Genomic DNA, 19,828 nt, shown 5'->3' on the forward strand with positions numbered 1-19,828 from the left:
TCTCTCTCAGTAAAATCAATCGATGTGTACAGCTACGGTCTTAATTGTGCCACAAAATTGCGAATTTGCAACAGTCCCTCGGCACGCTTCGCCGGGTCTTGAAGCAGGACAATCACTTCCTCGATTTTGCGGACGATTGCGCTTCCGACTACGACGCCATCGGAGATTTTGGCAAATCTGGCAACCTGATCGGGTGTGGATATGCCGAATCCGACGGCTACCGGAAGGTCGGTCGATTGACGGACGGTTTCAATGAACCGGTCCACGCTTTCATGGAAAGACGAACGTTCGCCTGTCACGCCGAGCGAGGACACGCAGTAAACAAAGCCGCTGGCGTCATTTACGATCTTGGCGATACGTTCGCTTGAGGTCGGTGCGACCAGCGGAATCAGGTTGATGCCGGCCTCGCGGCTGCGACGGCGCATCTCCTCCGACTCCTCAATTGGCAGGTCCGGGATAATCAATCCGCTGATTTCATGATTACCCAGTTCCGCGAAGAATGTATCGAGTCCCATTTGCAGCACGGGATTGTAGTAAGTAAAAAGAATGAACGGAAGCTGGCTTCCTGCCTTGCGGGCCTTGAGCGCCGCTTCCATACAGGTCCGCAGGTGAACGTTCCCCTTCAGCGCCCGCGCGGAAGCGCGCTGGATCACCGGCCCGTCCGCCAGCGGATCGGAATAGGGAACTCCCAGTTCGACCATATCCGCTCCGGCTGCTTCCAGCTCGGCAATAATCGCAAGGCTGGTCTCAAGATCAGGATCGCCCACAGTAAGAAACGGAATCAGTGCCGTCCGGCCCTGCTCCTTCAGGCGGCGGAACGCGAGATCCATGCGGTTTGTCGTTTCGGTCGTCATTTCAGCCCTTCCCCTTCCGTATACGCCATAATCGATTCCACGTCTTTATCGCCTCGGCCCGACAGACAGATAACGATGATGTCATCCTTGGAGAGCGTTGGCGCGATCTTCGCAACCTGCGCCACGGCATGGGCCGATTCCAGTGCGGGAATGATCCCTTCCGTCACGCAGAGCAGCTTAAGGGCATCGAGCGCTTCCCGGTCGGTAATCGGCACATATTTGACGCGTTCGATATCTTTCAGATAGGAGTGCTCCGGTCCGACACCGGGGTAATCAAGCCCGGCGGAGATCGAGTGCGCCTCGATTACTTGACCGTGTTCGTCCTGAAGCAAATAGCTCATTGAGCCTTGGAACACCCCGTGGCTTCCCTTGCTCATCGTGGCGGCATGATACGGCGTATCGACGCCTTTGCCTGCGGCTTCGACGCCGATCATGCCCACGCTCTCGTCTTCCAGAAACGGATAGAACATGCCGATGGCGTTGCTGCCGCCACCGACGGCGGCTACGAGCAGATCCGGCAGCCTTCCTTCCGCCTCCAGAATTTGCTTCCGTGTCTCATCCCCGATAATCCGCTGGAAATTGCGGACCATCATCGGATACGGATGCGGACCTACCGCGGAGCCGAGCACATAGAAGGTGTCTTCCACGTTGCTGACCCAGTAGCGAAGCGCCTCGTTGCCGGCATCCTTGAGGGTCCGGGATCCCGATGTAACGGATACCACTTCGGCTCCCAGCAGCTTCATACGGAATACGTTCAGCTGTTGGCGGCGGGTATCCTCCTCGCCCATAAACACCTTGCATTCCATCCCGAGCAGCGCCGCAACCGTGGCGGTCGCCACGCCGTGCTGGCCTGCGCCTGTCTCGGCAATGACCTTCTTCTTGCCCATCATTTTGGCGAGAATCGCCTGCCCGATGGCGTTGTTGATCTTATGGGCACCGGTATGATTCAAATCCTCACGCTTCAAATATATTTTCGCCCCGCCCAGCTGAGTGCTGAGCCGTTCGGCGTAGTACAGCGGCGTCTCCCGTCCGGAATACTGCTTAAGTAAATACTCAACCTGCTCCTGAAACTTCGGGTCTGCCGAGAATTTGTTATAAGCCTCTTCCAGCTCGATCAATGCATTCATCAAGGTTTCGGGCACGAAGCGTCCCCCGAAAGCTCCGAAACGTCCATGCCGGTCCGGCACCTGTATCATGATTGCTTCACCCTTTCCACAAAAGCTGTCATTTTGGCGATATCTTTCACTCCGTCACTTTCCACTCCGCTGGACACGTCCACTCCATCCGGCGCGTAGTCTTCCAGCAGCCCGCCTACATTATCTGGCGAAAGACCGCCGGCTACAAAAAGGGGCACTCCCATAGCCCGCGCCCTCTTACGGTAAGCGGGAATCTTGTCCCAGGCGAACGTCCGCCCGGAGCCGCCTCTCTGCGCCTCATCAAGCGTATCAAGCAGAAGGGCGTCAATCGCGCCGGTATAGCTTTCCAGCAGCGATCCATTGTTATCAGTATCCTCTATTTCAGCCGCAGCTACCGGAAGCGCCTTCCATATCTGAACACTCGGGAAAGCTTCCTTCACCTCACGGCAAAATGCCGGGCTCTCGTTCCCATGCAGCTGAATAACGCCTAGCGGTACAGCGGCCAGAATCCCGTTCAGTTCGTCCATCTCCGGATTGACAAAGACCCCGGCGGCAAGCGGAGCCTGCCCTGTCTTCCATTCTCCTAGGACGGAAGCCAGTCCCGCCGCCTGCTCAGGTGATACCTTCCGGCGGCTCGGAGCAAAGACAAGGCCGATATAATCAACCGGCAAGTGTACCATAGATTTTAGCACTTCAACGTCCTGAAGTCCACAAATTTTTACCTTCGTCTCAGCCATTCCGCACCCGGCCCTCGCCACGGGTAACCGGGCCGAGCAGACTTCCGACCGCCTGTTCCACATCCTCCTGCCGCATGAAATATTCCCCGACCAGCACGCCGTCCGCGCCGTTCGACTTCAAATAGGCGATATCCTCCGGCCCCGCGATTCCGCTCTCGCTGATCAGGGGAACACCTTTCGGAGCAAGCGCCGCAAGCTCGGCCGTTGTGGCAAGCGCGGTCTCGAACGTTCGCAAATTGCGGTTGTTGATGCCGAGCAGCACATGGGGAAGCTCCGCCTTGCCCGTGTTCAGCACCGCTTCCAGCTCACTGCGGTCATGAACCTCGATCAATACGTCGAGTCCAAGGCTTCCCGCGGTGTCTGCGAAGGAAGAGAGTACGGCGGGAGTAAGTATTGCCGCAATCAGCAGTATGGCATCCGCTCCGATCAAGCGGGCTTCATAAATTTGCTTCTCGTCGATAATGAAATCCTTGCGCAGCAGCGGCAGGCTTACCGCCTCCCGGACCTGGGTCAGATATTCTCCGCTGCCCTGAAAATACTGCTGGTCGGTCAGGACGGAGAGACAGTCCGCTCCGCCAGCTTCATAGGATCTTGCGATCTGGACAGGATCGAAATCCGGGCGGATCAGCCCTTTGGAGGGAGACGCCTTCTTCACTTCGGCGATCAGCCCCATTTCCCGCTGTCGTCCCAGCGTAAGCGCCCGGCGGAATCCGCGGGTTGCCGGCAGTCCGGCGATTTGGCGCTCCACTTCGGCAAGGGAGAACGATGCGCTGAGCGTCTCCACCTCTTTGATCTTGGTAGTTACAATTTTATCGAGATACATGTTTGAGTTCCTCCGTAATGGCGATCAGCTGCTCCAGCTTGCGTGCCGCTTCGCCCGAATCGATCATTTCCGCCGCCTTCCGGACACCTTCAGCCAGCGTATCCGCAAGGCCTGCGACATAGATGCAGGCTCCAGCATTGGCAAGCACAATGTCCCGGTAAGGCGTCTTCGCGCCTTCTAGCACCGTACGGATAATCGCCGCATTCTCTTCGGGTCCGCCGCCGAGAACGGCTTCCAGCGGATGGCTGGGAAGCCCCAGATCATGCGGGGTAATTTCATAAGTCGTTACCGCGCCGTCCCGAAGCTCCGACACGACGGTCGGAGAGGAAATGCTGATCTCGTCAAGACCGTCGAGGCTGCTGACCACGAGCGCGCGTTTCGAGCCAAGCTCCTTGAGCACCCGGGCCACCGTCTCGGTCTTATCCCGGTCGTAAATGCCGAGGAGCTGCCGGTCCGCTCCGGCCGGATTCGTCAGCGGTCCGAGCATGTTGAACACCGTCCGAACGCCGAGTTCCTTCCGCGGGCCAGCGGCGTGCTTCATGGACGGATGATAAATCTGCGCGAACAGGAAGCAGATGCCGATTTCGTTCAGGCACCGCTTCGCCTGCTCCGCGTCCAGATGAATGTTGACGCCAAGCGCCTCCAGCACGTCAGCGCTGCCCGCTCTTCCGGATGCGGAACGGTTGCCGTGCTTGGCGACGCGGACCGACGCGGCTGCGGAAATAATCGCCGAAGCCGTGGAAATGTTGAACTTGTGGATGCCGGAGCCGCCGGTTCCGCAGGTGTCCAGGAGCCGCTCATTCTCCGTGGCGACCTGAGTTCCGAACCCGCGCATCGCCTGCGCGAAGCCCGTAATCTCATCGACGGTCTCGCCTTTGATCCGCAGAGCGGTAAGCAGCGAGCCGATTTGGGCCTGCGTAGCCGCTCCTTCCATGATCGCGCCCATAATGTCACGCGCCTGCTCCCGGGATAAATCCTTGCCTTCAATCAGCCCGGCGATTCCGGACTGCACCAATTGAGTAATGCTGCTCATTGCCGTATGTTCTCCTCTCGCTCCTCAGAGATTGATTATCGCTTCAGCCGCTTTTTGCAAAAGCCCGGTCAAGGGGTATATTCGTACATGTAATCCTGATTGATGCTGCCCCTGTCCTTCGCCTTCGCCGGGAACATCGCCTCGGCCATCCGAATCGCCTTCAGCATGCCCTTGGCTTTGTTGACGGTCTCCTCGTACTCCTTCTCCGGCACGGAATCCCATACGATACCCGCCCCCGCCTGAACATAGGCCCGGCCTTTGCGGAAAATAATGGTCCGGATCGTGATGCAGGAATCCATATTTCCGGAGAAGCCAAGGTACCCTATCGCTCCCGCATAGGCTCCGCGCGCTTCACGCTCAAGCTCGGCGATAATCTCCATCGCCCGCAGCTTTGGAGCTCCGGAGACGGTGCCCGCCGGAAGGCAGGAAAGAAAAGCGTCGAAGAAATCTTTGTCCTCGCGGAGTTTGCCCGAAACATTCGATACCATATGCATGACATGGGAGTATTTCTCGATCTCCATGAAAGAATCGCATTTGACGGTTCCAAACTTGGAGACGCGGCCGAGATCATTGCGTCCCAGATCGACGAGCATCAGATGCTCGGCTCTCTCTTTTTCATCCGCCAGCAGTTCAGCCGCCAGCGCCCGGTCCCGCGCCTCATTCTCGCCTCTCGGCCTTGTTCCGGCAATCGGCCGGGTCTCCACCCGGTCTCCGTCCACTTTCACCAGAGCCTCCGGCGAAGTGCCGACGATGATTTCATCGTCCATTTTGAGATAGTACATATAAGGTGACGGATTCAGTGTCCGCAGCAGACGGTACACATGAAGCGGGGACACTTCGGTATTGATATGGAACCGCTGGGACAGCACGACCTGAAAAATATCGCCAGCCCGGATATATTCCTTGGCCTTCTCCACATTGCCGACGAACTGCTCCTTCGTCAGATTGGAGTGAATATCGCCCAGCTCGATATCCTGCGGAATGCTGCGCCGGTTCAGATTTTCCTGCGGTCCCTGGCTGTGCAGCTCCTCCGCCATCTCTTCCAGCTTGCGGTCCAGCTGCTCGTAATTGGCCAGGATATCAGAATCACTGTCTCCATCTTTTATGTGAAGATTTCCTACCAGCAGGATCTGCTGCTTCACATGGTCGAACACGATAATCCGGTCACAGAACATGAAACGGATATCGTCCATTTTTAAATCGTCGCTGGCATGCGCCGGAAGCTTCTCGTAATACTGAAGCAGATCGTAACCGAAAAATCCGATCGCCCCCCCGGTGAACGGGGGCATTTCCGCAAGCTTCGGGCTGCGGTAAGAACGGAGCAGGGCTTTCAGCTCTTCAATCGGTTTGCCGTTCAGCTGCCTTTTCTCGCCGCCGATTTCCACGTTGATGGCGCCCTTTTTGCCGGAAATGAGCAGGAACGGATCGCTGCCGATGAACGAATACCGGGCCCATTGGATGCCGCCCTCCACGCTTTCCAGCAGAAAGGCATTCTTGCGTCCAGCAAACCGCTGAAAAATCCGGATCGGCGTTTCCATATCGGCCAGGAGCCGCTTTACCACCGGAATGAGGTTATACTGCCGCGAGAGCGATATCACTTGTTCAACACTGGGACTGGTCATTTGTCGTTCCTCCTTGAACTTTAGAAAGGGTATTCGAGCTGAAAATACAGAAAAACCTCCACCGAAGTAGAGGTTAGGTTAAGCAAGCGTATAAAAAGAGCGGGATTTCGGCATCAGGCAATTGCAACCGCTCTGCCCCGGAAGATGCAAACAAGATCCCCGCATTCAAAGCAATGCAACAACCAATATCCGAACAAGACGATATCTCCAAGGGTGGAGATCGATCTTAAACGATACAATCAGGCACAGGTCATGCTCAAATATCCGTGCGTCCCTGCGAACCTCGTGTCCGCAATCCCGCGCTTGGCATACCCGCCTTCTGCTGTATCAACAATAAATCCCTATCACTCAGCTCTTCTCTGCTCATCTCAACTCTGATCTAACTCTGCTTCACTCGTCTGATTACACTATACATGATACAAACGCTCATTGACAACCCCTGAGACAACCTATTATTTGGAAATCCTCGCCCTCTTTCGGGCAAGCTCCCTTATGCAGACCTCGGTAAACCTGTCATCTAAGCTTAAGTACAGCCCCGCAAGGAACTCCAATGCTTCGAGAAAGATACCTTGTACATTGCGGGGCCATTGAAAACTTATAAGTTCGGTAGGAAAATAACCGTTAGTTATTTACTCTCGGATAAATCCGGACGCAGCTTCTGCGCCTCGTTCAGATAGACATGACGGATTTCGCGCTGGCTTTTGTCCGTATTGACCTGCACCATCAGGCGAATGCATTTCGGCAGGCTGCCCTTGACCGGAATTTCGGTCGAGCACATCAAAGGCACGAGCTCCCACCCTTCGATTTCGCGGATGGCCCGAGCCGGGAAAGTTGCATCCAGATCAGTGGTCATCGTAATCCACACGCTGCAGATATCTTCGGCGATAATGTTATTGCGTTCGACCATTTCCCGAAGCAGCAGTACCGTTTCCCGCAAAATTTCCTGTTCCTCGTTGCTGGTGACGGTAGTCGCTCCGCGGATGCCGCGGTTTACCATGGGCTCCCCTCCTCTTTAAGCTGCCGGATAACCTCGCGAACCGCGGACTCCTCAACACCGTTCACAATGCTGACGGCGCCGATCTCATCGGGAACGATAAACGTTATCCGGCCTTCCTTGAATTTCTTGTCGTGCATCATTGCTTCTATAATCTCTTCCTCGCCGTATTCTGCCGGGAGTCTCGTTGGAAGCTCCAGCGAGCTGAGCAGGGAAACTGTCTCCTCGTACAGGGAACGCGAACGGCCCAGCTTGGCTGCGAGCAGCGCGGAACCCGCCATTCCTATGGAGATCGCTTCACCGTGCAGGAAGGTTCCGTAGCCCCCCACCGCTTCAACGGCATGCCCGATCGTATGTCCCAGATTCAGAATGGCACGAAGGCCGTGCTCCCTTTCATCCTCGCCCACGACATCCGCCTTGATCGCGCAGCCGCGCTCCAGCGCGTAGCCGAGCGCCTCAGGGTCCAGAGCGAGCAGCTCGGCCGCATGCTCCCGGCACCAATAGGCGAAATCACGGTCCAGGATCAGCCCGTGCTTGATGACTTCGGCCAAGCCGGAACGCACCTGGCGCGGAGGAAGCGACAGCAGCGTATTCAGGTCATACACGACCATCTTCGGCTGGTAGAACGCCCCGATCATATTTTTCGCCAGCGGATGATTCACCGCTACCTTGCCTCCAACACTGCTGTCGTGCGCCAGAATCGTTGTCGGAATCTGCATGAAGCCGATGCCGCGCATATAGGTCGCGGCCACAAAGCCCGCCAGATCGCCGACGACACCGCCGCCCAGCGCCAGAACGGCTGAGCTGCGGTCCAGTCCGGCTGAGATCGCTGTCGTCATCACTTCTTCATAGACGGTCAGCGATTTCGAGGCCTCTCCCGCCGGAATGATATGGCTGACAACGGTGTAGCCTCCGGCCTTTAACCGCTCCTCCAATTCCGAAAGATACAGAGGGGCCACCGCGCTGTCGCTCACGATCAGCAGCGGGCTGCGGACCGGAAATCCGGCTTCCGCGCACAGGCCGGCAATGCCCTCCAGAATTCCGCTTCCAATCACAATCGGATAGGAGCGTTCACCCAAAGCTACATTAATTCTCCGCATATTAATAGCTCTCCAGTTGGGCCAGGTAGTTGTTGTAATTGGCCCGGATTTCTTCCATGGAATCGCCGCCGAATTTATCCAGGAACGCCTTGGCGATTTCCCAGGCGACCACATTCTCCAAAACTACGCAGGCCGCGGGCACCGCACATGCGTCGGAGCGCTCCACCTGGGCTGTAAATGGCTCTTTCGTGTCAATATCCACGCTTTGCAAAGGCTTGTAAAGCGTCGGAATCGGCTTCATTACTCCGCGCACCACCACCGGCATGCCATTCGTCATGCCGCCTTCAAAGCCGCCGAGCCGGTTGCTCGCCCGGTAGTATCCGCGGCCGGAATCGTACATGATTTCGTCATGCACTTTGGAGCCGCGCAGCTTGCCCGCTTCGAAGCCGATGCCGATCTCCACGCCCTTGAAGGCGTTGATCGACACCACCGCTCCGGCGATAGCGCCGTCGAGCTTGCGGTCGGACTGCACATGGCTGCCCAGGCCAACGGGGAGCCCTTCAACAATACATTCCACAATCCCGCCGATGGAGTCGCCTTCTTCCTTGATCTGGTCTATGTAGGCTTCCATCTTCTTCTCGGTTTCCTTGTCCACGACTCTGACCGAGGATTCCTCCGTACGGGCGATCAGCTCGTCGATCGGCAGATCGTTTGCGGGAGCTTCGATCTCGCCGATCCGGATCACTTGTCCGGCAATCTTTACGCCGAATGCTTCCAGCAGCTGCCGCGCAACCGCGCCGCAAGCCACACGCGCAGCGGTTTCCCGTGCGCTGGAACGCTCCAGAATATTTCGCAAATCCGTCTGATTGTATTTCAGGCCCCCATTCAGGTCCGCATGACCGGGGCGGGGGCGGTTAACCCGACGCTTATCCTCGTCCGCGCCTGGAATCGGCTCGACATTCATGATGTTCTTCCAGTGCGTCCAGTCTTTATTCTCTACAACGAGCGCAACCGGAGCTCCGGTTGTGCCGCCGTGGCGCACTCCGCCGACAATCTGGGCGGTGTCTTTCTCGATCTGCATGCGGCGGCCTCTGCCGTATCCCTTTTGACGCCGCTGCAATTGAAAATTAAGCTGCTCGAAATCCAGCTGCAGATTGCTGGGCAGACCTTCAATAATCGCCGTAAGCTGGGGACCGTGCGTCTCCCCAGCGGTTAAATAACGTAAACTCATGCTGCGTTCCCCCTTCGCGCTTTCAAACTGTAAACTGCTAAAATCCGTAATGACCTTTGCTCATTATAGTATAGGGAAATCCCTTTTGACAAGAAAAGCCCAAAGCTTATCCATTCTTTCATTATTAAACAAAAAACGCCGCCCAAACCCCATTTAAGGAGCGGGCGGCGCTTTAGCTGGACGTAGCGGACGGTATTACCCCCCGACATGCTGGCTCTGCTGCGGGCAAGGCGTTTTGCTCTCCTCCTGCTGAAGCAGGCGCTGAAGCTGAACGTCCTCCACACCGAGAATTTGACCGCATTCCCTCACGGTGATAAATCCCCGCCGGTATGCGTCAATCACCTTGCTTTTATCCATTTCCTAACGACCTTTCGCTTGGCATACTGACTCTATCATTCAGTATCTCTGCATCGGGCCGAAAGTATACCTCGCGCTGCCCGCATCCGGAATCCGGCGGTGCCCGGGCTATTTTTTACGATAGAAGAACGTTTCCGTAGACTCGAATCCGTATTTGGAAGGGGTGAAAATCTGCTCGGTGCTCCCGACGAACAGGTAGCCGCCCGGGCGAAGAGCGGCCGAGAACTTGTGATACAGCTTGTCCTTCGCTTCTTCCGTGAAGTAAATCATCACGTTCCGGCAGATAATGAGATCAAACCCGGTATCGAACTTGTCCAGCAGCAGATTCTGCTTGCGGAAATCGATATGTTTTTTCAAATCCCCGCTGACCTTGAATATATGGCCCTCCGGCGTAAAATACCGCGCAGCCACATCCTTGGGCACATCCTTCAGCGAACGCTCCAGGTACAGACCATTCTGTGCCTTGGACAACGCGCCATCGTCGATATCGGTAGCCAGAATGCCCGACTGGGACAGTAGTTTTTTGTCGGACAGAATCATCGCGAGCGTATACGGCTCTTCGCCGGTCGAACAGGCGGCGCTCCACAGCTTCAGCCTTTTGCCGCTTCCCTGCAGTTCGGGCAGAATATGATCGCGCAGCACTTCCCAACGGTTCGGATTGCGCCAAAATTCAGAGACGTTGATCGTCATCCTGTCGAGGAATTCGTAGAACAGCTGCTTGTCTTTCAGCATCGCAGCAAAAAAGTCGGAAAAGCTATGGAAACCGTTCTTCGTGCGAAGGGTCGTCAGACGCCGCTTCATCTGGGCTTCCTTGTACTGTGACAAGTCGATGCCCGTACTTTTATTGACATTGTGAATGAACCCTGTATAATCTGGGTCCGCCGCCGGCGCTTCGCGTTCAGGCAACATCCTCATCTACCCCTGTCATGTCACCCGGATCAGATCCAGGCCCCGATATCTTTCTTGTAATCATTCAGTTCCTCGGGAGCGAAAAAGTTGGCGATTTCTCGTGCTGCGCTCTCGGGAGAGTCGGAACCGTGAATCAGATTGAGCGGCGTGTGGCTGGCAAAATCTCCGCGGATTGTACCCGGAAGCGCTTCGCCCACCTTGGTTTTGCCGATCAGCAGCCTTGACAGGGCAATGACGTCGTCGCCTTCCCAGACCATGGCAAAGACGGGGCCGGAAGTAATGAACGAGACAAGACCCGGAAAGAAGTCCTTGCCCTCATGCTCCGCGTAATGCCGCTTGGCCTGTTCATCGGTTATCGTAATGAGCTTGGCGGCCACGAGCTTAAAGCCCTTGTCCTCAAATCGCGACACAATGCGGCCGATCAGACCGCGCTGCACGCCGTCAGGCTTGATCATCAAATACGTCTTTTCCATAGGGTTCACTCTCCATTTTCCCTTACGAATGATGGTCTTGTACGATATCTTACCAAAAAAGGGGGCGGCTGTTAACCGTGCATTCACAAAATGCTGATCCTGATAAAAAGCCTTGATGCTACCGTCAGAACTTCCGGCCGGTTACAAAATGGGCGATGTCGCGCAAATTGCCCTTCGTGCGGTTATCTGGCAGCTTATCGAGCGCCGTCAGCGCCTTCTCAATATATCGCGAGGCGAGCTGCTCCGCACGGGATATGCCGTCTCCGGCGAGAATCATGTCGATTGCCCTCCCTACTCCGGAAAGCCCTTCCCGGATAAGCTCCAGCTCGCTCAGAAGAGAGGCTCGAAGCCGTTCGTCCTCCATCGTGTAGATGACCGGCAGGGTGATATTGCCCTGGCGCATATCGCTGCCCGGCGGTTTGCCGAGCTGCTTCTCCGTCCCCGACAGATCGAGTAAATCGTCGCGGATCTGGAAAGCCATTCCCACATTGTAGCCGTAATTATAGAGCTGCCGTGCGACCTTCGGCTCCGCGTCGGCGGCCAACGCTCCGAGCTGGCAGCTGATAGCGATGAGCAGTGCGGTTTTGCGCCGGATCCGGCGCAAATAGTGACGGACGCTCTGCCCGCTGTTGAAGAAATCGCGGATCTGCTCCATCTCGCCGACCGACATTTCCACCATCGCCTTGGAGAGAATCTGGTGGACGCGCGGATTCGGCAGCTCCGCCGCTATGGACAATGCCTTGGCATAGATGTAATCGCCGGTATACATCGCGATTTTGTCGCCCCATTTGGCCTTGACGGTCGGCTCGCCGCGCCGCGTATCGGCATCGTCGATGACATCGTCGTGAACCAGGGAGGCGCTGTGAATCAGCTCCAGGGGAATGGCCACCCGCTTCAGCTTCCCGAGATCGTAAGTGCCGAATTTGCCGCCCATCAGCACGAATACAGGTCGTAGCCGCTTGCCGCCTGCCTTCAGCAGGTGCAGCGACGTCTCCGTAAGCAGGTGATCGTCGCCCTGTACGCTAAGGTACAGCTCCTTTTCGAGGGCTTCCATATCCTTGTTCAGCAGGCCGAACATTTGCAGTCGTTTCATTCCTTCACCCGTGTCAACAGATTATCGCTCCAAAACTCCATTTTCACCTTCCGGGGCAGCAATCCCATCTCGTAGGCATACCGGAAGTAGAGATTCAGGCCTTCCTGCTGCCTTTCTCCAAAATCATAACATAAATTGCGGAAATAACCGTACCAGTACTCGGGAGTCCCTCCGATCCGGCCGCAGGCTTCCCGGACAACCGGCTCCAGGTTTCTTAACCCGCTCCGTTTGCTCTCCGCAAAAGCCCGGTAAATCTCGCCGATGGCCTCCGGAACCTCACGCGCCGATTTTCGGCTTACCGCCCACACCGCAAAGGTCATACCGAGGCCTGTCCAGGACTTCCATAGCTCTCCCAGATCGGTAACGGTATAATGATGATTCTGCCACATGCCGCGGATGGCGTGATCGCCGATCAGGAGACAAGCGTCGGCCCGCTCCATCATCTTCTCCAGATCCGGCTCGGCGCTTATGTACTCGGGCTGGCCGCCTATCGCCTTTTCCAGCAAAATTTTCAGCAGGTTCACCGAGGTGGCCGACGTGTTCGTCACAGCAATTATGCCGTTCGCCGCCTCCTCTACCGTTCCCTTAGAGAAGAGAAAAATCGATCCCACGGGACCGTCCGAGCTGACGGACAAGTCCGGCAGCAGCAGCAGCCGGTCGCTGGCCTCTGCAAAGGCAAACGAAGAGAGCGCCCCGACATCGATATCGCCGGAGGCCATGCCCCGGTTCAGCACGGAGGGCACCTCGCTTACCATCCGCGCCGGAAAAGATAGAACGGAAGGATCAAAGTGATGATAAACGGGCCATGAGTTGGTATAGCTGATTTTGCCGATTATGGCAGGACCGCCGCTCTTCATGCAAGTCACTCCCCCCATCTGCGAAATAGATCATGATCGATTCCGAAGCTGTCCAGCACCTTACCGACCATAAAGTTTATCAGGTCGTCCATGCTTTGCGGCCCGAAATAAAAAGCCGGCATGGCCGGAATAATGCGCACGCCGAGCCGTGACAGCTTCAGCATATTTTCCAAATGTATCGCATGCAGCGGCGTCTCCCGCGGCACCAGCACGAGCGGACGCCCTTCCTTCATCATCACGTCGGCCGCTCGGGTCATCAAATTGTCCGAGGAGCCGTTCGCCACGGCGGAGAGCGTTCCCATGGAGCAGGGCATGATGATCATGCCTTCGGTCCGGAAGGAGCCGCTTGCAATGGAAGCACCGATATCAGCGACGGGATGATAGAACAACGAACCGGGACGGCCTCTGAACTGTTCATTCAGAACGCCCTCCCGGTCCGAGACGTTCCAGCCCAGCTCTTCCTTGAGAACGCGCCAGCCCGCATTGCTGATAACGAGATGCACCGTCCGGCCGAGCGACAGCAGCGTTTCCGCCAGGCGTACGCCGTAAATGGCGCCGCTCGCCCCCGTAATCCCAACAACGAATCCTTTGGAGCCTGAAATGCTCATTTGTAAGTCTGCACCACCAAGTCAATCAAAGTAAAGGAAAATACCACGATGCTGAGCACCCCGTTCATTGTAAAGAACGCCGTCTGCAGCCGGCTCAAATCATTCGGCGACACGATATGGTGCTCATAGAACAAAATAATATAAGCGATCACCATGCCGGCAATGTACCACCAGCTCAAATGGGCCAGAAACAGCAGCGAGATAAAACCAAGACCGGTCAAGATATGAAACACCTTGGCGATCTTAAGCGCTCCTGCAACGCCGAACCGGACCGGGATGGAGTGAAGCCCTTCCTTCCTGTCGAACTCGACATCCTGGCAGGAATAGATGACATCAAAGCCGGCCGTCCAGAACACGATCGTGAGATAAAAGACCATCGCAGTCCAGTCCACCTTGCCGGTGACTGCGACCCAACCTCCAAGCGGGGCAAGCGCGATCGTCAGGCCGAGTATTAAATGGCAGGCCCAGGTAAAACGCTTCGTAAAAGAATAGAACACGAGCAGAAAGACCGCAATGGGCAGCAGCTTCGCCGACAGCGGATTCAGCTTGAAAGCTGCCCAGAACAGCAGGAAGAAGGAAAAAGCGATAAAAGCGATCACTTCCCCAACCTTCAGCAGTCCCGCAGGAATGGCTCTACCTGCCGTACGCGGGTTCTTAGCATCGCTTACCCGGTCGATCAGCCGGTTGAGGCCCATCGCCGCGCTGCGCGCGCCGAACATGGCAATGATGATCCAGCCGATATCCCGCCAGGAAGGCAGAGAGCCCGACATGACCATCGATCCGAGCAAGGCTCCCATAAAGGCAAACGGAAGAGCAAAAACCGTGTGTTCAAACTTGATCATCTGAAGAAAAATACCGATTTTCTTAAACATCCACATTCTCCTTGAGCCCAATGTGTAATGCAGCGATGCCTCCTGTCAAGGGGAACGATTCGACACGTTCTAGACCGGTTTCCCGGAAAATCCGCTCCAGCTGCTTGCGGTCCGGAAACAGCGCGAGCGATTCGGGAAGCCATTTGTACTGCTCGTAGCTCTTTGCGAACAGCTTGCCGAGCAGCGGGAGCATCCGTCTGAAATAGAAATAATAAATACCCTTGAAGGGCTGTATCGTCGGCTTGGACAATTCCAGACAGACGACCATCCCCCCGGGCTTCACCACGCGCTTCATTTCATGAAGCACCTGGACGGGGTCGGGTACATTGCGGAGACCGAAGCCGATCGTCGCGTAATCGAACGAGCAGTCTCCGAACGGAAGATTCATCGCGTTGCCCTGCACCAGCGTAATCCGGTCTTCGAGCCCGCGCTCCTCCACCTTCCGGCGGCCTACGGCAAGCATGCCCTCGCTGAAATCGAGCCCGATGACTTCGCCGGTCTCGCTCGTCTCCGCCATCGCGATGCTCCAGTCGCAGGTGCCGCAGCATAAGTCTACGGCGGTATCGCCGCGGCGCATCGCCATTTTGTCCATGGCGAACCGTCTCCAGGTTTTATGGCGCCTGAAGCTGAGAATATCGTTCATCGTATCATACTTTCCGGCGATTTTCTCAAATACGGAGTGCACATATTGTTCCTTCGGCTTGACTCCGTTATCGCCGGTTACCGTTGATTTGTTCATGAAATGTCTTATGCCTCCCCTGCTGCTTGTCCCGTAATTTTCGCCTGCAGAAGGAAGCGGTCGAGCGCCGCCCGCAGCTCGCGGATCAGGCTTTCGTCCCTGAGCTCCTGAATGATTCCCTGAATGGATTCCACCGCCTGATGAAGCTTGTCCGTCAGCAGTGAATCGCATTTATACTTCATCTTCAGCTTCTTCCAGTCCGGGGGCTCAAGCTTCCGTTCCCGAAGCTGCCGTCTCTCGTCTTCGCTACCCGCCTCCAGCAGATGCCAGTAACAGTAACCGTCCAGCGCCTCGGCGGGTGCTACTCCCCGCTTCAATTCCAGCGCAACCGTCTCGAAGCGGCTGAATTCGTACAGCAGTTTCTCCCACGCGTCCGTCAGCCGATGGTCGATCAAAGGCGTAAATGCGCGGAACAGCCGCATGTTCAGCTGCACCACATCCTGCAGGTAGCCTTCAGCCGTCAGCCTCAGCTCTTTGGCCTTGCTGTACAGTCGGGCTTTAAGCACATTAAACTCGGCGATCGCCGAGCTTAATGTCCCGATGACCCCGACTTCGCCGCTCTTGGCCAAAAGGTGGTAGAACCAGCTGCTGAAATAATCTCCGGCCAGCACTCTGAGCTGCCGAGGGCGCATGGAATCCTCTCCCGGAGCTCCCGCCGGAAGGTCAATCGACTCATGGGTGTCCAATCCCAGCTGCACAAGACCGGTAACGAGCGTATACAGCTCTGCGCCGGGCTGCCGGGCCGCGCCATGGTTCAGAAATATATATAACAACGATCCCCGGGCATCCGAAAATGGCGGCAGTTCCGTATGCCGCTGAATCATGTCGTAGTCCGTATAAGATTTAGCCAGTTGCGGTATGCGGTACGGTTTCATTCGAGCCTCCGAGCCAATATAAAGTATGACCGATCGTTTGTTCACAATCTTGTCTATTATAGCACATGTTTTGGGGTGGCGCACGGCCCTGTACCCGCGCTGCTTCAAGCCTCTTAGTACCTTTTTACCCGGATTAGGGACCAATGAACTGATTTTTCCACAGGTTGGATTCGCTTATCCGAAAAGCCGCCATGAGCGGTTCCGGGAGCGGAACATTATCCGTCATCTCAAGTTCTCCCAGCAGCTCGGGAGACAGTTCACGGCGTCTGGCGTCCGCAGCCAGCAGCAGGCGGGCCGTGCCCAGCCATTTGTCCTCCGCGATGACTCTCAGCATCACCTGGTCGACATTTTCCGTATTCCGGAATGCAAAATCAAATGTCTTGGCCATAGCGGCGTACACTTCCTTCGGCTGGAGACTGCTGTCCGTCACCTTCAAATCCAGCGACAGCACGCCGTCCTCCCAATCCACGCTGCCAATCGGCAGGGATAATGTCAGGCTGCCCACCGCATCGACCAGATTCCGGTTGCTCAGTACGACGCCGCTTGATCCGGGCGATAAGGTTTCCACCGTTCCGTGGGCGCGCAGCTCGGAAGAATGAAGGCTCTCCAGCTTCGGAAGCAGGACAGCAGACGCCGCTGTAAGCAGCATCGCCGCTCCGATCCACCAGGTCCGGTTCATCTGTTCATCCCCCTTTACACCTTGCGGCATTGTCTGCGCATAGCACAATAAGGTCACCACTCCGATACTACAACCTATACCTTCTTATATGTCAAAAAAAAGCAGGCTATGCCTGCTGGTTCAGATCCCGCTTTCCAATTGTCCGTGCTTGGTCATTATCTCCGCCTTGCCGCGGATTTTCATCGCTGAGGTAAGATCGGTAAACTGGGCAATCATCACCTCACCCTTGTCGAGCTTTTCGGTATGATGAAACCGGGTATCCAGGCCTCTCGTCAGTCCGATCACCTGAACGCCGTTCTCTTTGGCTTTGATCACGATATAATCGCCGGCCGGCGAATCCAGGCCGGCCGCGTTCTTGCTGTCGCTCATCGCTAATCTCCTCTCTTCGTAACGTGCCGCTTCCCGCTCCTAAAAACAAATGCCGCCTGGAAGGGCGGCATGATGCTTAAAATCAAGATTATAGTACGGATATGTAGAAATCTTATTTAATTCCGTCTTTAAGCGCTTTGCCCGGTTTGAATGCCGGAACTTTGCTGGAAGGAATTTCGATTTCTTCACCGGTTTGCGGATTGCGACCTTTACGTGCGGAACGCTCGCGGACTTCGAAGTTTCCAAATCCGACCAGCTGTACTTTGTCCCCATCCTGCAATGCTGCTGTAATCGCCTCAAAAACGGCGTCTACCGCTTTGGTAACATCCTTCTTGGGAAGTTCAGTTGCTTCCGTCACTTGATTAATCAAATCAGATTTATTCATTTCTTCTCACCTCCCTGGCTAATTCTCCCTTATTGTTCACTGTTTCCGTTTCAACGTAAAATATACGTGATTATTTCGTAAAGTGAAACATTACAGCATCCTTCCCCGGATGCGCAACAAATTTATAGTAATACAGGCCATCCATAATTTCAAGGCGTTCCTAAAAAAACAAGCTGAAATGATTTCCTGCGGCTTCAATCCTTATCCCACAGCCCCAAAAGATGAGGTCTCGCCCTTGACTGCCCAAAAAAAAGAGCGGGACGCCGTGGTCCCGCTCTTTCTATTCCTTTGTTGTTCCGCTCGCTTGAAGCGCCTTACAGAATAATCGCGATCAGGCCGCCTGAGCCTTCGTTGATGATGCGGCCCAGCGTTTCCTGCAACTTGTAACGGGCGTTATCCGGCATCATGGCGATTTTGCCCTGTATGCCTTCGCGGACGATGCTGTGCAGCGACCGGCCGAAAATATCCGACTCCCAAATTTTGATCGGATCGTTCTCGAAATCCTGCATCAGGTAGCGGACCAGCTCTTCGCTCTGCTTCTCCGTACCGATAATCGGCGAGAACTCCGATTCGACATCGACGCGGATCATATGGATGGACGGCGCCGTTGCCTTCAGCCGAACTCCGAAGCGGGTACCCTGGCGGATCAACTCCGGCTCGTCAAGCGCCATTTCTGCCAGAGAAGGCGCCGCAATACCGTAGCCGGTCGTCTTGACCATCTCCAGCGCTTCCGAGAACCTGTCGTATTCCCGCTTGGCATGGGAGAACTCCTGCATCAGCTGCAGCAGATGGTCCTTGCCGCGGATTTCGACGCCGACCACCTCCATCAGGACCTGATCGTACAGTTCTTCGGGAGCGTACAGGTCAATTTCCGCTACACCCTGCCCCATGTTCATGCCGCTCAGACCGGCTTTATCGATAAAATCATATTCCGCAAACTGGCTAACGAGCCGATCGACGTCGCGCAGCCGGCGGATATCCTTGACCGTATCGCGCACCGAATTCTCGTAATTGCTGCGGAGCCAGTGATTTTCGGGAAGCACCATCACCCAGCTCGGCAGATTGACGTTCACTTCATGCACGGGGAATTCATACAATACTTCACGCAGCACGCCGGTCACGTCTTCTTCTGTCATGGTGGCTGCGCTAAGCGTCATAACCGGGATATCATATTTGGCGGCAAGCTCGGAGCGGAGCTGCTGGGTCTCGTCGCTTCTCGGCCGGGTCGAGTTGATGACGAGCACGAACGGCTTGCCGACCTCCTTCAGCTCTGCCACGACGCGTTCTTCCGAATCCACATAGGAGCTGCGCGGAATCTCCGCCACGCTGCCGTCTGTCGTGACGACGACGCCCAGCGTCGAATGCTCCTGAATCACTTTGCGCGTGCCGATCTCCGCAGCTTCCTGGAAGGGAATCGGTTCTTCGAACCACGGCGTGGAGATCATCCGCGGACCGTTCTCATCCTCATAACCCTTGGCGCCATCGACCGCATAGCCGACGCAATCCACAAGCCTGACATTGACCTCCAGTCCCTCGGCGACTTTGATCTGAACCGCATTATTCGGAACGAACTTCGGTTCGGTTGTCATAATCGTCTTGCCCGCCGCGCTCTGCGGCAGCTCATCCACAGCACGCACGCGGTCCGCCTCGCTTGTGATGTTGGGCAGTACGATTGTTTCCATGAAGCGCTTAATAAAGGTCGATTTCCCCGTCCGGACCGCGCCGACGACTCCCAGATAGATGTCTCCGCCGGTACGTTCGGCAATGTCCTTGAAAATATCCACTTTTTCCAAAAGAGATCCCCTCCTCATATACTTCCGAAGAAAAATGCCTGAAGAGCATCGACTTCGCGCTTGCCGCCGGTGTCCATCGCCTAAAAAGAGCCATGAACCGGACTTCGCACTGCCCGGCTGAAGCTTGGTCCGTAAGATCCGTAAGCTTTTGCCCCGCGGTAAACTCAAGAACGCTCGGACATGCATTTGGACTAGTATCATCATATGTACCCATTGCGGATTTATGACCTGCTTTCACGCAATTTGAAGGTTGTTCCTCCTTGAATAGCAATTACGCGGCAGTCGTTCCCGGCGCCCGGAAGCTTTCTAGTCATGTATATGAGGATGCCGCCCGGAGTAGAACTCTTCG

22 protein-coding genes are annotated in these 19,828 nt (G+C 55.8%); all 22 read right to left on the reverse strand.

Translation table 11 applies throughout. The features are described 5' to 3' along the window. Positions 1–32 precede the first annotated feature (32 nt). The 22 genes from trpA to spoIVA all read right to left on the reverse strand — a co-directional run bounded on the left by trpA (position 33) and on the right by spoIVA (position 19,479). Entirely contained in the window at positions 33–854 is an 822-nt protein-coding gene (gene trpA / locus PSAB_RS15870; RefSeq protein ID WP_025335570.1) for a tryptophan synthase subunit alpha, read from the reverse strand. After that, a complete protein-coding gene (gene trpB, locus PSAB_RS15875; RefSeq protein ID WP_025335571.1) occupies positions 851–2,050 on the reverse strand; it encodes a tryptophan synthase subunit beta in 1,200 nt (399 codons plus the stop codon). Before trpB ends, trpA begins: the two co-directional genes overlap by 4 nt. Beyond that, positions 2,047–2,727, reverse strand: coding sequence for a phosphoribosylanthranilate isomerase (locus tag PSAB_RS15880; protein ID WP_025335572.1), 681 nt, complete (start codon positions 2,725–2,727; stop codon positions 2,047–2,049). The genes trpB and PSAB_RS15880 overlap by 4 nt, the downstream gene beginning before the upstream one ends. Further along, complete coding sequence (trpC, locus tag PSAB_RS15885; RefSeq protein WP_025335573.1) at positions 2,720–3,550, reverse strand: indole-3-glycerol phosphate synthase TrpC; 831 nt, start codon at positions 3,548–3,550, stop codon at positions 2,720–2,722. Before trpC ends, PSAB_RS15880 begins: the two co-directional genes overlap by 8 nt. Continuing rightward, positions 3,537–4,583: an anthranilate phosphoribosyltransferase gene (gene trpD, locus PSAB_RS15890; protein WP_025335574.1), complete on the reverse strand. Its 1,047-nt coding sequence runs from the start codon at positions 4,581–4,583 to the stop codon at positions 3,537–3,539. Before trpD ends, trpC begins: the two co-directional genes overlap by 14 nt. A gap of 68 nt (positions 4,584–4,651) precedes the next feature. Next, entirely contained in the window at positions 4,652–6,205 is a 1,554-nt protein-coding gene (gene trpE / locus PSAB_RS15895; protein WP_025335575.1) for an anthranilate synthase component I, read from the reverse strand. Between the two features lie 625 nt (positions 6,206–6,830). Continuing rightward, positions 6,831–7,202, reverse strand: a complete 372-nt coding sequence (gene aroH / locus PSAB_RS15900) for a chorismate mutase (protein ID WP_025335576.1) — start codon at positions 7,200–7,202, stop codon at positions 6,831–6,833. Continuing rightward, entirely contained in the window at positions 7,196–8,299 is a 1,104-nt protein-coding gene (gene aroB, locus PSAB_RS15905; protein WP_025335577.1) for a 3-dehydroquinate synthase, read from the reverse strand. The genes aroH and aroB overlap by 7 nt, the downstream gene beginning before the upstream one ends. A 1-nt stretch (position 8,300) precedes the next feature. Further along, positions 8,301–9,470: a chorismate synthase gene (gene aroC, locus PSAB_RS15910; RefSeq protein ID WP_025335578.1), complete on the reverse strand. Its 1,170-nt coding sequence runs from the start codon at positions 9,468–9,470 to the stop codon at positions 8,301–8,303. Positions 9,471–9,665: 195 nt separating this feature from the next. Then, positions 9,666–9,827, reverse strand: a complete 162-nt coding sequence (locus tag PSAB_RS25975) for a hypothetical protein (protein ID WP_193373900.1) — start codon at positions 9,825–9,827, stop codon at positions 9,666–9,668. 108 nt (positions 9,828–9,935) lie between these two features. Continuing rightward, a complete protein-coding gene (locus tag PSAB_RS15920; RefSeq protein WP_038595985.1) occupies positions 9,936–10,736 on the reverse strand; it encodes a CheR family methyltransferase in 801 nt (266 codons plus the stop codon). A gap of 29 nt (positions 10,737–10,765) precedes the next feature. After that, entirely contained in the window at positions 10,766–11,209 is a 444-nt protein-coding gene (ndk, locus tag PSAB_RS15925) for a nucleoside-diphosphate kinase (RefSeq protein ID WP_025335581.1), read from the reverse strand. A 124-nt stretch (positions 11,210–11,333) separates the two neighbouring features. After that, on the reverse strand, positions 11,334–12,302 hold the full coding sequence (locus tag PSAB_RS15930; RefSeq protein WP_025335582.1) for a polyprenyl synthetase family protein: 969 nt from the start codon (positions 12,300–12,302) through the stop codon (positions 11,334–11,336). Then, positions 12,299–13,159 (reverse strand): menaquinone biosynthetic enzyme MqnA/MqnD family protein, encoded by an 861-nt coding sequence (locus PSAB_RS15935; protein ID WP_025335583.1) that lies wholly within the window; start codon positions 13,157–13,159, stop codon positions 12,299–12,301. The genes PSAB_RS15930 and PSAB_RS15935 overlap by 4 nt, the downstream gene beginning before the upstream one ends. A 5-nt stretch (positions 13,160–13,164) precedes the next feature. Then, positions 13,165–13,767 carry a UbiX family flavin prenyltransferase gene (locus PSAB_RS15940; protein ID WP_025335584.1) on the reverse strand — a complete coding sequence of 201 codons (603 nt, stop codon included), beginning with the start codon at positions 13,765–13,767 and terminating at the stop codon, positions 13,165–13,167. Continuing rightward, on the reverse strand, positions 13,764–14,639 hold the full coding sequence (locus PSAB_RS15945; RefSeq protein ID WP_025335585.1) for a UbiA-like polyprenyltransferase: 876 nt from the start codon (positions 14,637–14,639) through the stop codon (positions 13,764–13,766). The genes PSAB_RS15940 and PSAB_RS15945 overlap by 4 nt, the downstream gene beginning before the upstream one ends. Next, entirely contained in the window at positions 14,632–15,378 is a 747-nt protein-coding gene (locus tag PSAB_RS15950) for a demethylmenaquinone methyltransferase (protein ID WP_025335586.1), read from the reverse strand. The genes PSAB_RS15945 and PSAB_RS15950 overlap by 8 nt, the downstream gene beginning before the upstream one ends. An 8-nt stretch (positions 15,379–15,386) precedes the next feature. Continuing rightward, positions 15,387–16,253: a heptaprenyl diphosphate synthase component 1 gene (locus PSAB_RS15955; RefSeq protein WP_025335587.1), complete on the reverse strand. Its 867-nt coding sequence runs from the start codon at positions 16,251–16,253 to the stop codon at positions 15,387–15,389. Between the two features lie 133 nt (positions 16,254–16,386). Next, the gene (locus PSAB_RS15960; RefSeq protein WP_025335588.1) at positions 16,387–16,932 is read right to left on the reverse strand and encodes a hypothetical protein; all 546 of its coding nucleotides are present in this window, start codon (positions 16,930–16,932) and stop codon (positions 16,387–16,389) included. 120 nt (positions 16,933–17,052) lie between these two features. Further along, the gene (gene mtrB / locus PSAB_RS15965) at positions 17,053–17,301 is read right to left on the reverse strand and encodes a trp RNA-binding attenuation protein MtrB (protein WP_025335589.1); all 249 of its coding nucleotides are present in this window, start codon (positions 17,299–17,301) and stop codon (positions 17,053–17,055) included. A 112-nt stretch (positions 17,302–17,413) separates the two neighbouring features. Next, positions 17,414–17,686: an HU family DNA-binding protein gene (locus PSAB_RS15970; RefSeq protein WP_025335590.1), complete on the reverse strand. Its 273-nt coding sequence runs from the start codon at positions 17,684–17,686 to the stop codon at positions 17,414–17,416. Positions 17,687–18,000: 314 nt separating this feature from the next. After that, positions 18,001–19,479, reverse strand: a complete 1,479-nt coding sequence (gene spoIVA / locus PSAB_RS15975; protein WP_025335591.1) for a stage IV sporulation protein A — start codon at positions 19,477–19,479, stop codon at positions 18,001–18,003. Positions 19,480–19,828: the final 349 nt, after the last annotated feature.

The organism is Paenibacillus sabinae T27 (genome assembly GCF_000612505.1).
GTDB lineage: Bacteria > Bacillota > Bacilli > Paenibacillales > Paenibacillaceae > Paenibacillus_AQ > Paenibacillus_AQ sabinae.

What these genes read in the sequence shown, in the direction of transcription:
- trpA (WP_025335570.1), bottom strand. Translation starts at nt 854, where the DNA reads ATGACGACCGAAACGACAAACCGCATGGATCTCGCGTTCCGCCGCCTG.
- trpB (WP_025335571.1), bottom strand. Translation starts at nt 2,050, where the DNA reads ATGATACAGGTGCCGGACCGGCATGGACGTTTCGGAGCTTTCGGGGGA.
- PSAB_RS15880 (WP_025335572.1), bottom strand. Translation starts at nt 2,727, where the DNA reads ATGGCTGAGACGAAGGTAAAAATTTGTGGACTTCAGGACGTTGAAGTG.
- trpC (WP_025335573.1), bottom strand. Translation starts at nt 3,550, where the DNA reads ATGTATCTCGATAAAATTGTAACTACCAAGATCAAAGAGGTGGAGACG.
- trpD (WP_025335574.1), bottom strand. Translation starts at nt 4,583, where the DNA reads ATGAGCAGCATTACTCAATTGGTGCAGTCCGGAATCGCCGGGCTGATT.
- trpE (WP_025335575.1), bottom strand. Translation starts at nt 6,205, where the DNA reads ATGACCAGTCCCAGTGTTGAACAAGTGATATCGCTCTCGCGGCAGTAT.
- aroH (WP_025335576.1), bottom strand. Translation starts at nt 7,202, where the DNA reads ATGGTAAACCGCGGCATCCGCGGAGCGACTACCGTCACCAGCAACGAG.
- aroB (WP_025335577.1), bottom strand. Translation starts at nt 8,299, where the DNA reads ATGCGGAGAATTAATGTAGCTTTGGGTGAACGCTCCTATCCGATTGTG.
- aroC (WP_025335578.1), bottom strand. Translation starts at nt 9,470, where the DNA reads ATGAGTTTACGTTATTTAACCGCTGGGGAGACGCACGGTCCCCAGCTT.
- PSAB_RS25975 (WP_193373900.1), bottom strand. Translation starts at nt 9,827, where the DNA reads ATGGATAAAAGCAAGGTGATTGACGCATACCGGCGGGGATTTATCACC.
- PSAB_RS15920 (WP_038595985.1), bottom strand. Translation starts at nt 10,736, where the DNA reads ATGTTGCCTGAACGCGAAGCGCCGGCGGCGGACCCAGATTATACAGGG.
- ndk (WP_025335581.1), bottom strand. Translation starts at nt 11,209, where the DNA reads ATGGAAAAGACGTATTTGATGATCAAGCCTGACGGCGTGCAGCGCGGT.
- PSAB_RS15930 (WP_025335582.1), bottom strand. Translation starts at nt 12,302, where the DNA reads ATGAAACGACTGCAAATGTTCGGCCTGCTGAACAAGGATATGGAAGCC.
- PSAB_RS15935 (WP_025335583.1), bottom strand. Translation starts at nt 13,159, where the DNA reads ATGAAGAGCGGCGGTCCTGCCATAATCGGCAAAATCAGCTATACCAAC.
- PSAB_RS15940 (WP_025335584.1), bottom strand. Translation starts at nt 13,767, where the DNA reads ATGAGCATTTCAGGCTCCAAAGGATTCGTTGTTGGGATTACGGGGGCG.
- PSAB_RS15945 (WP_025335585.1), bottom strand. Translation starts at nt 14,639, where the DNA reads ATGTTTAAGAAAATCGGTATTTTTCTTCAGATGATCAAGTTTGAACAC.
- PSAB_RS15950 (WP_025335586.1), bottom strand. Translation starts at nt 15,378, where the DNA reads ATGAACAAATCAACGGTAACCGGCGATAACGGAGTCAAGCCGAAGGAA.
- PSAB_RS15955 (WP_025335587.1), bottom strand. Translation starts at nt 16,253, where the DNA reads ATGAAACCGTACCGCATACCGCAACTGGCTAAATCTTATACGGACTAC.
- PSAB_RS15960 (WP_025335588.1), bottom strand. Translation starts at nt 16,932, where the DNA reads ATGAACCGGACCTGGTGGATCGGAGCGGCGATGCTGCTTACAGCGGCG.
- mtrB (WP_025335589.1), bottom strand. Translation starts at nt 17,301, where the DNA reads ATGAGCGACAGCAAGAACGCGGCCGGCCTGGATTCGCCGGCCGGCGAT.
- PSAB_RS15970 (WP_025335590.1), bottom strand. Translation starts at nt 17,686, where the DNA reads ATGAATAAATCTGATTTGATTAATCAAGTGACGGAAGCAACTGAACTT.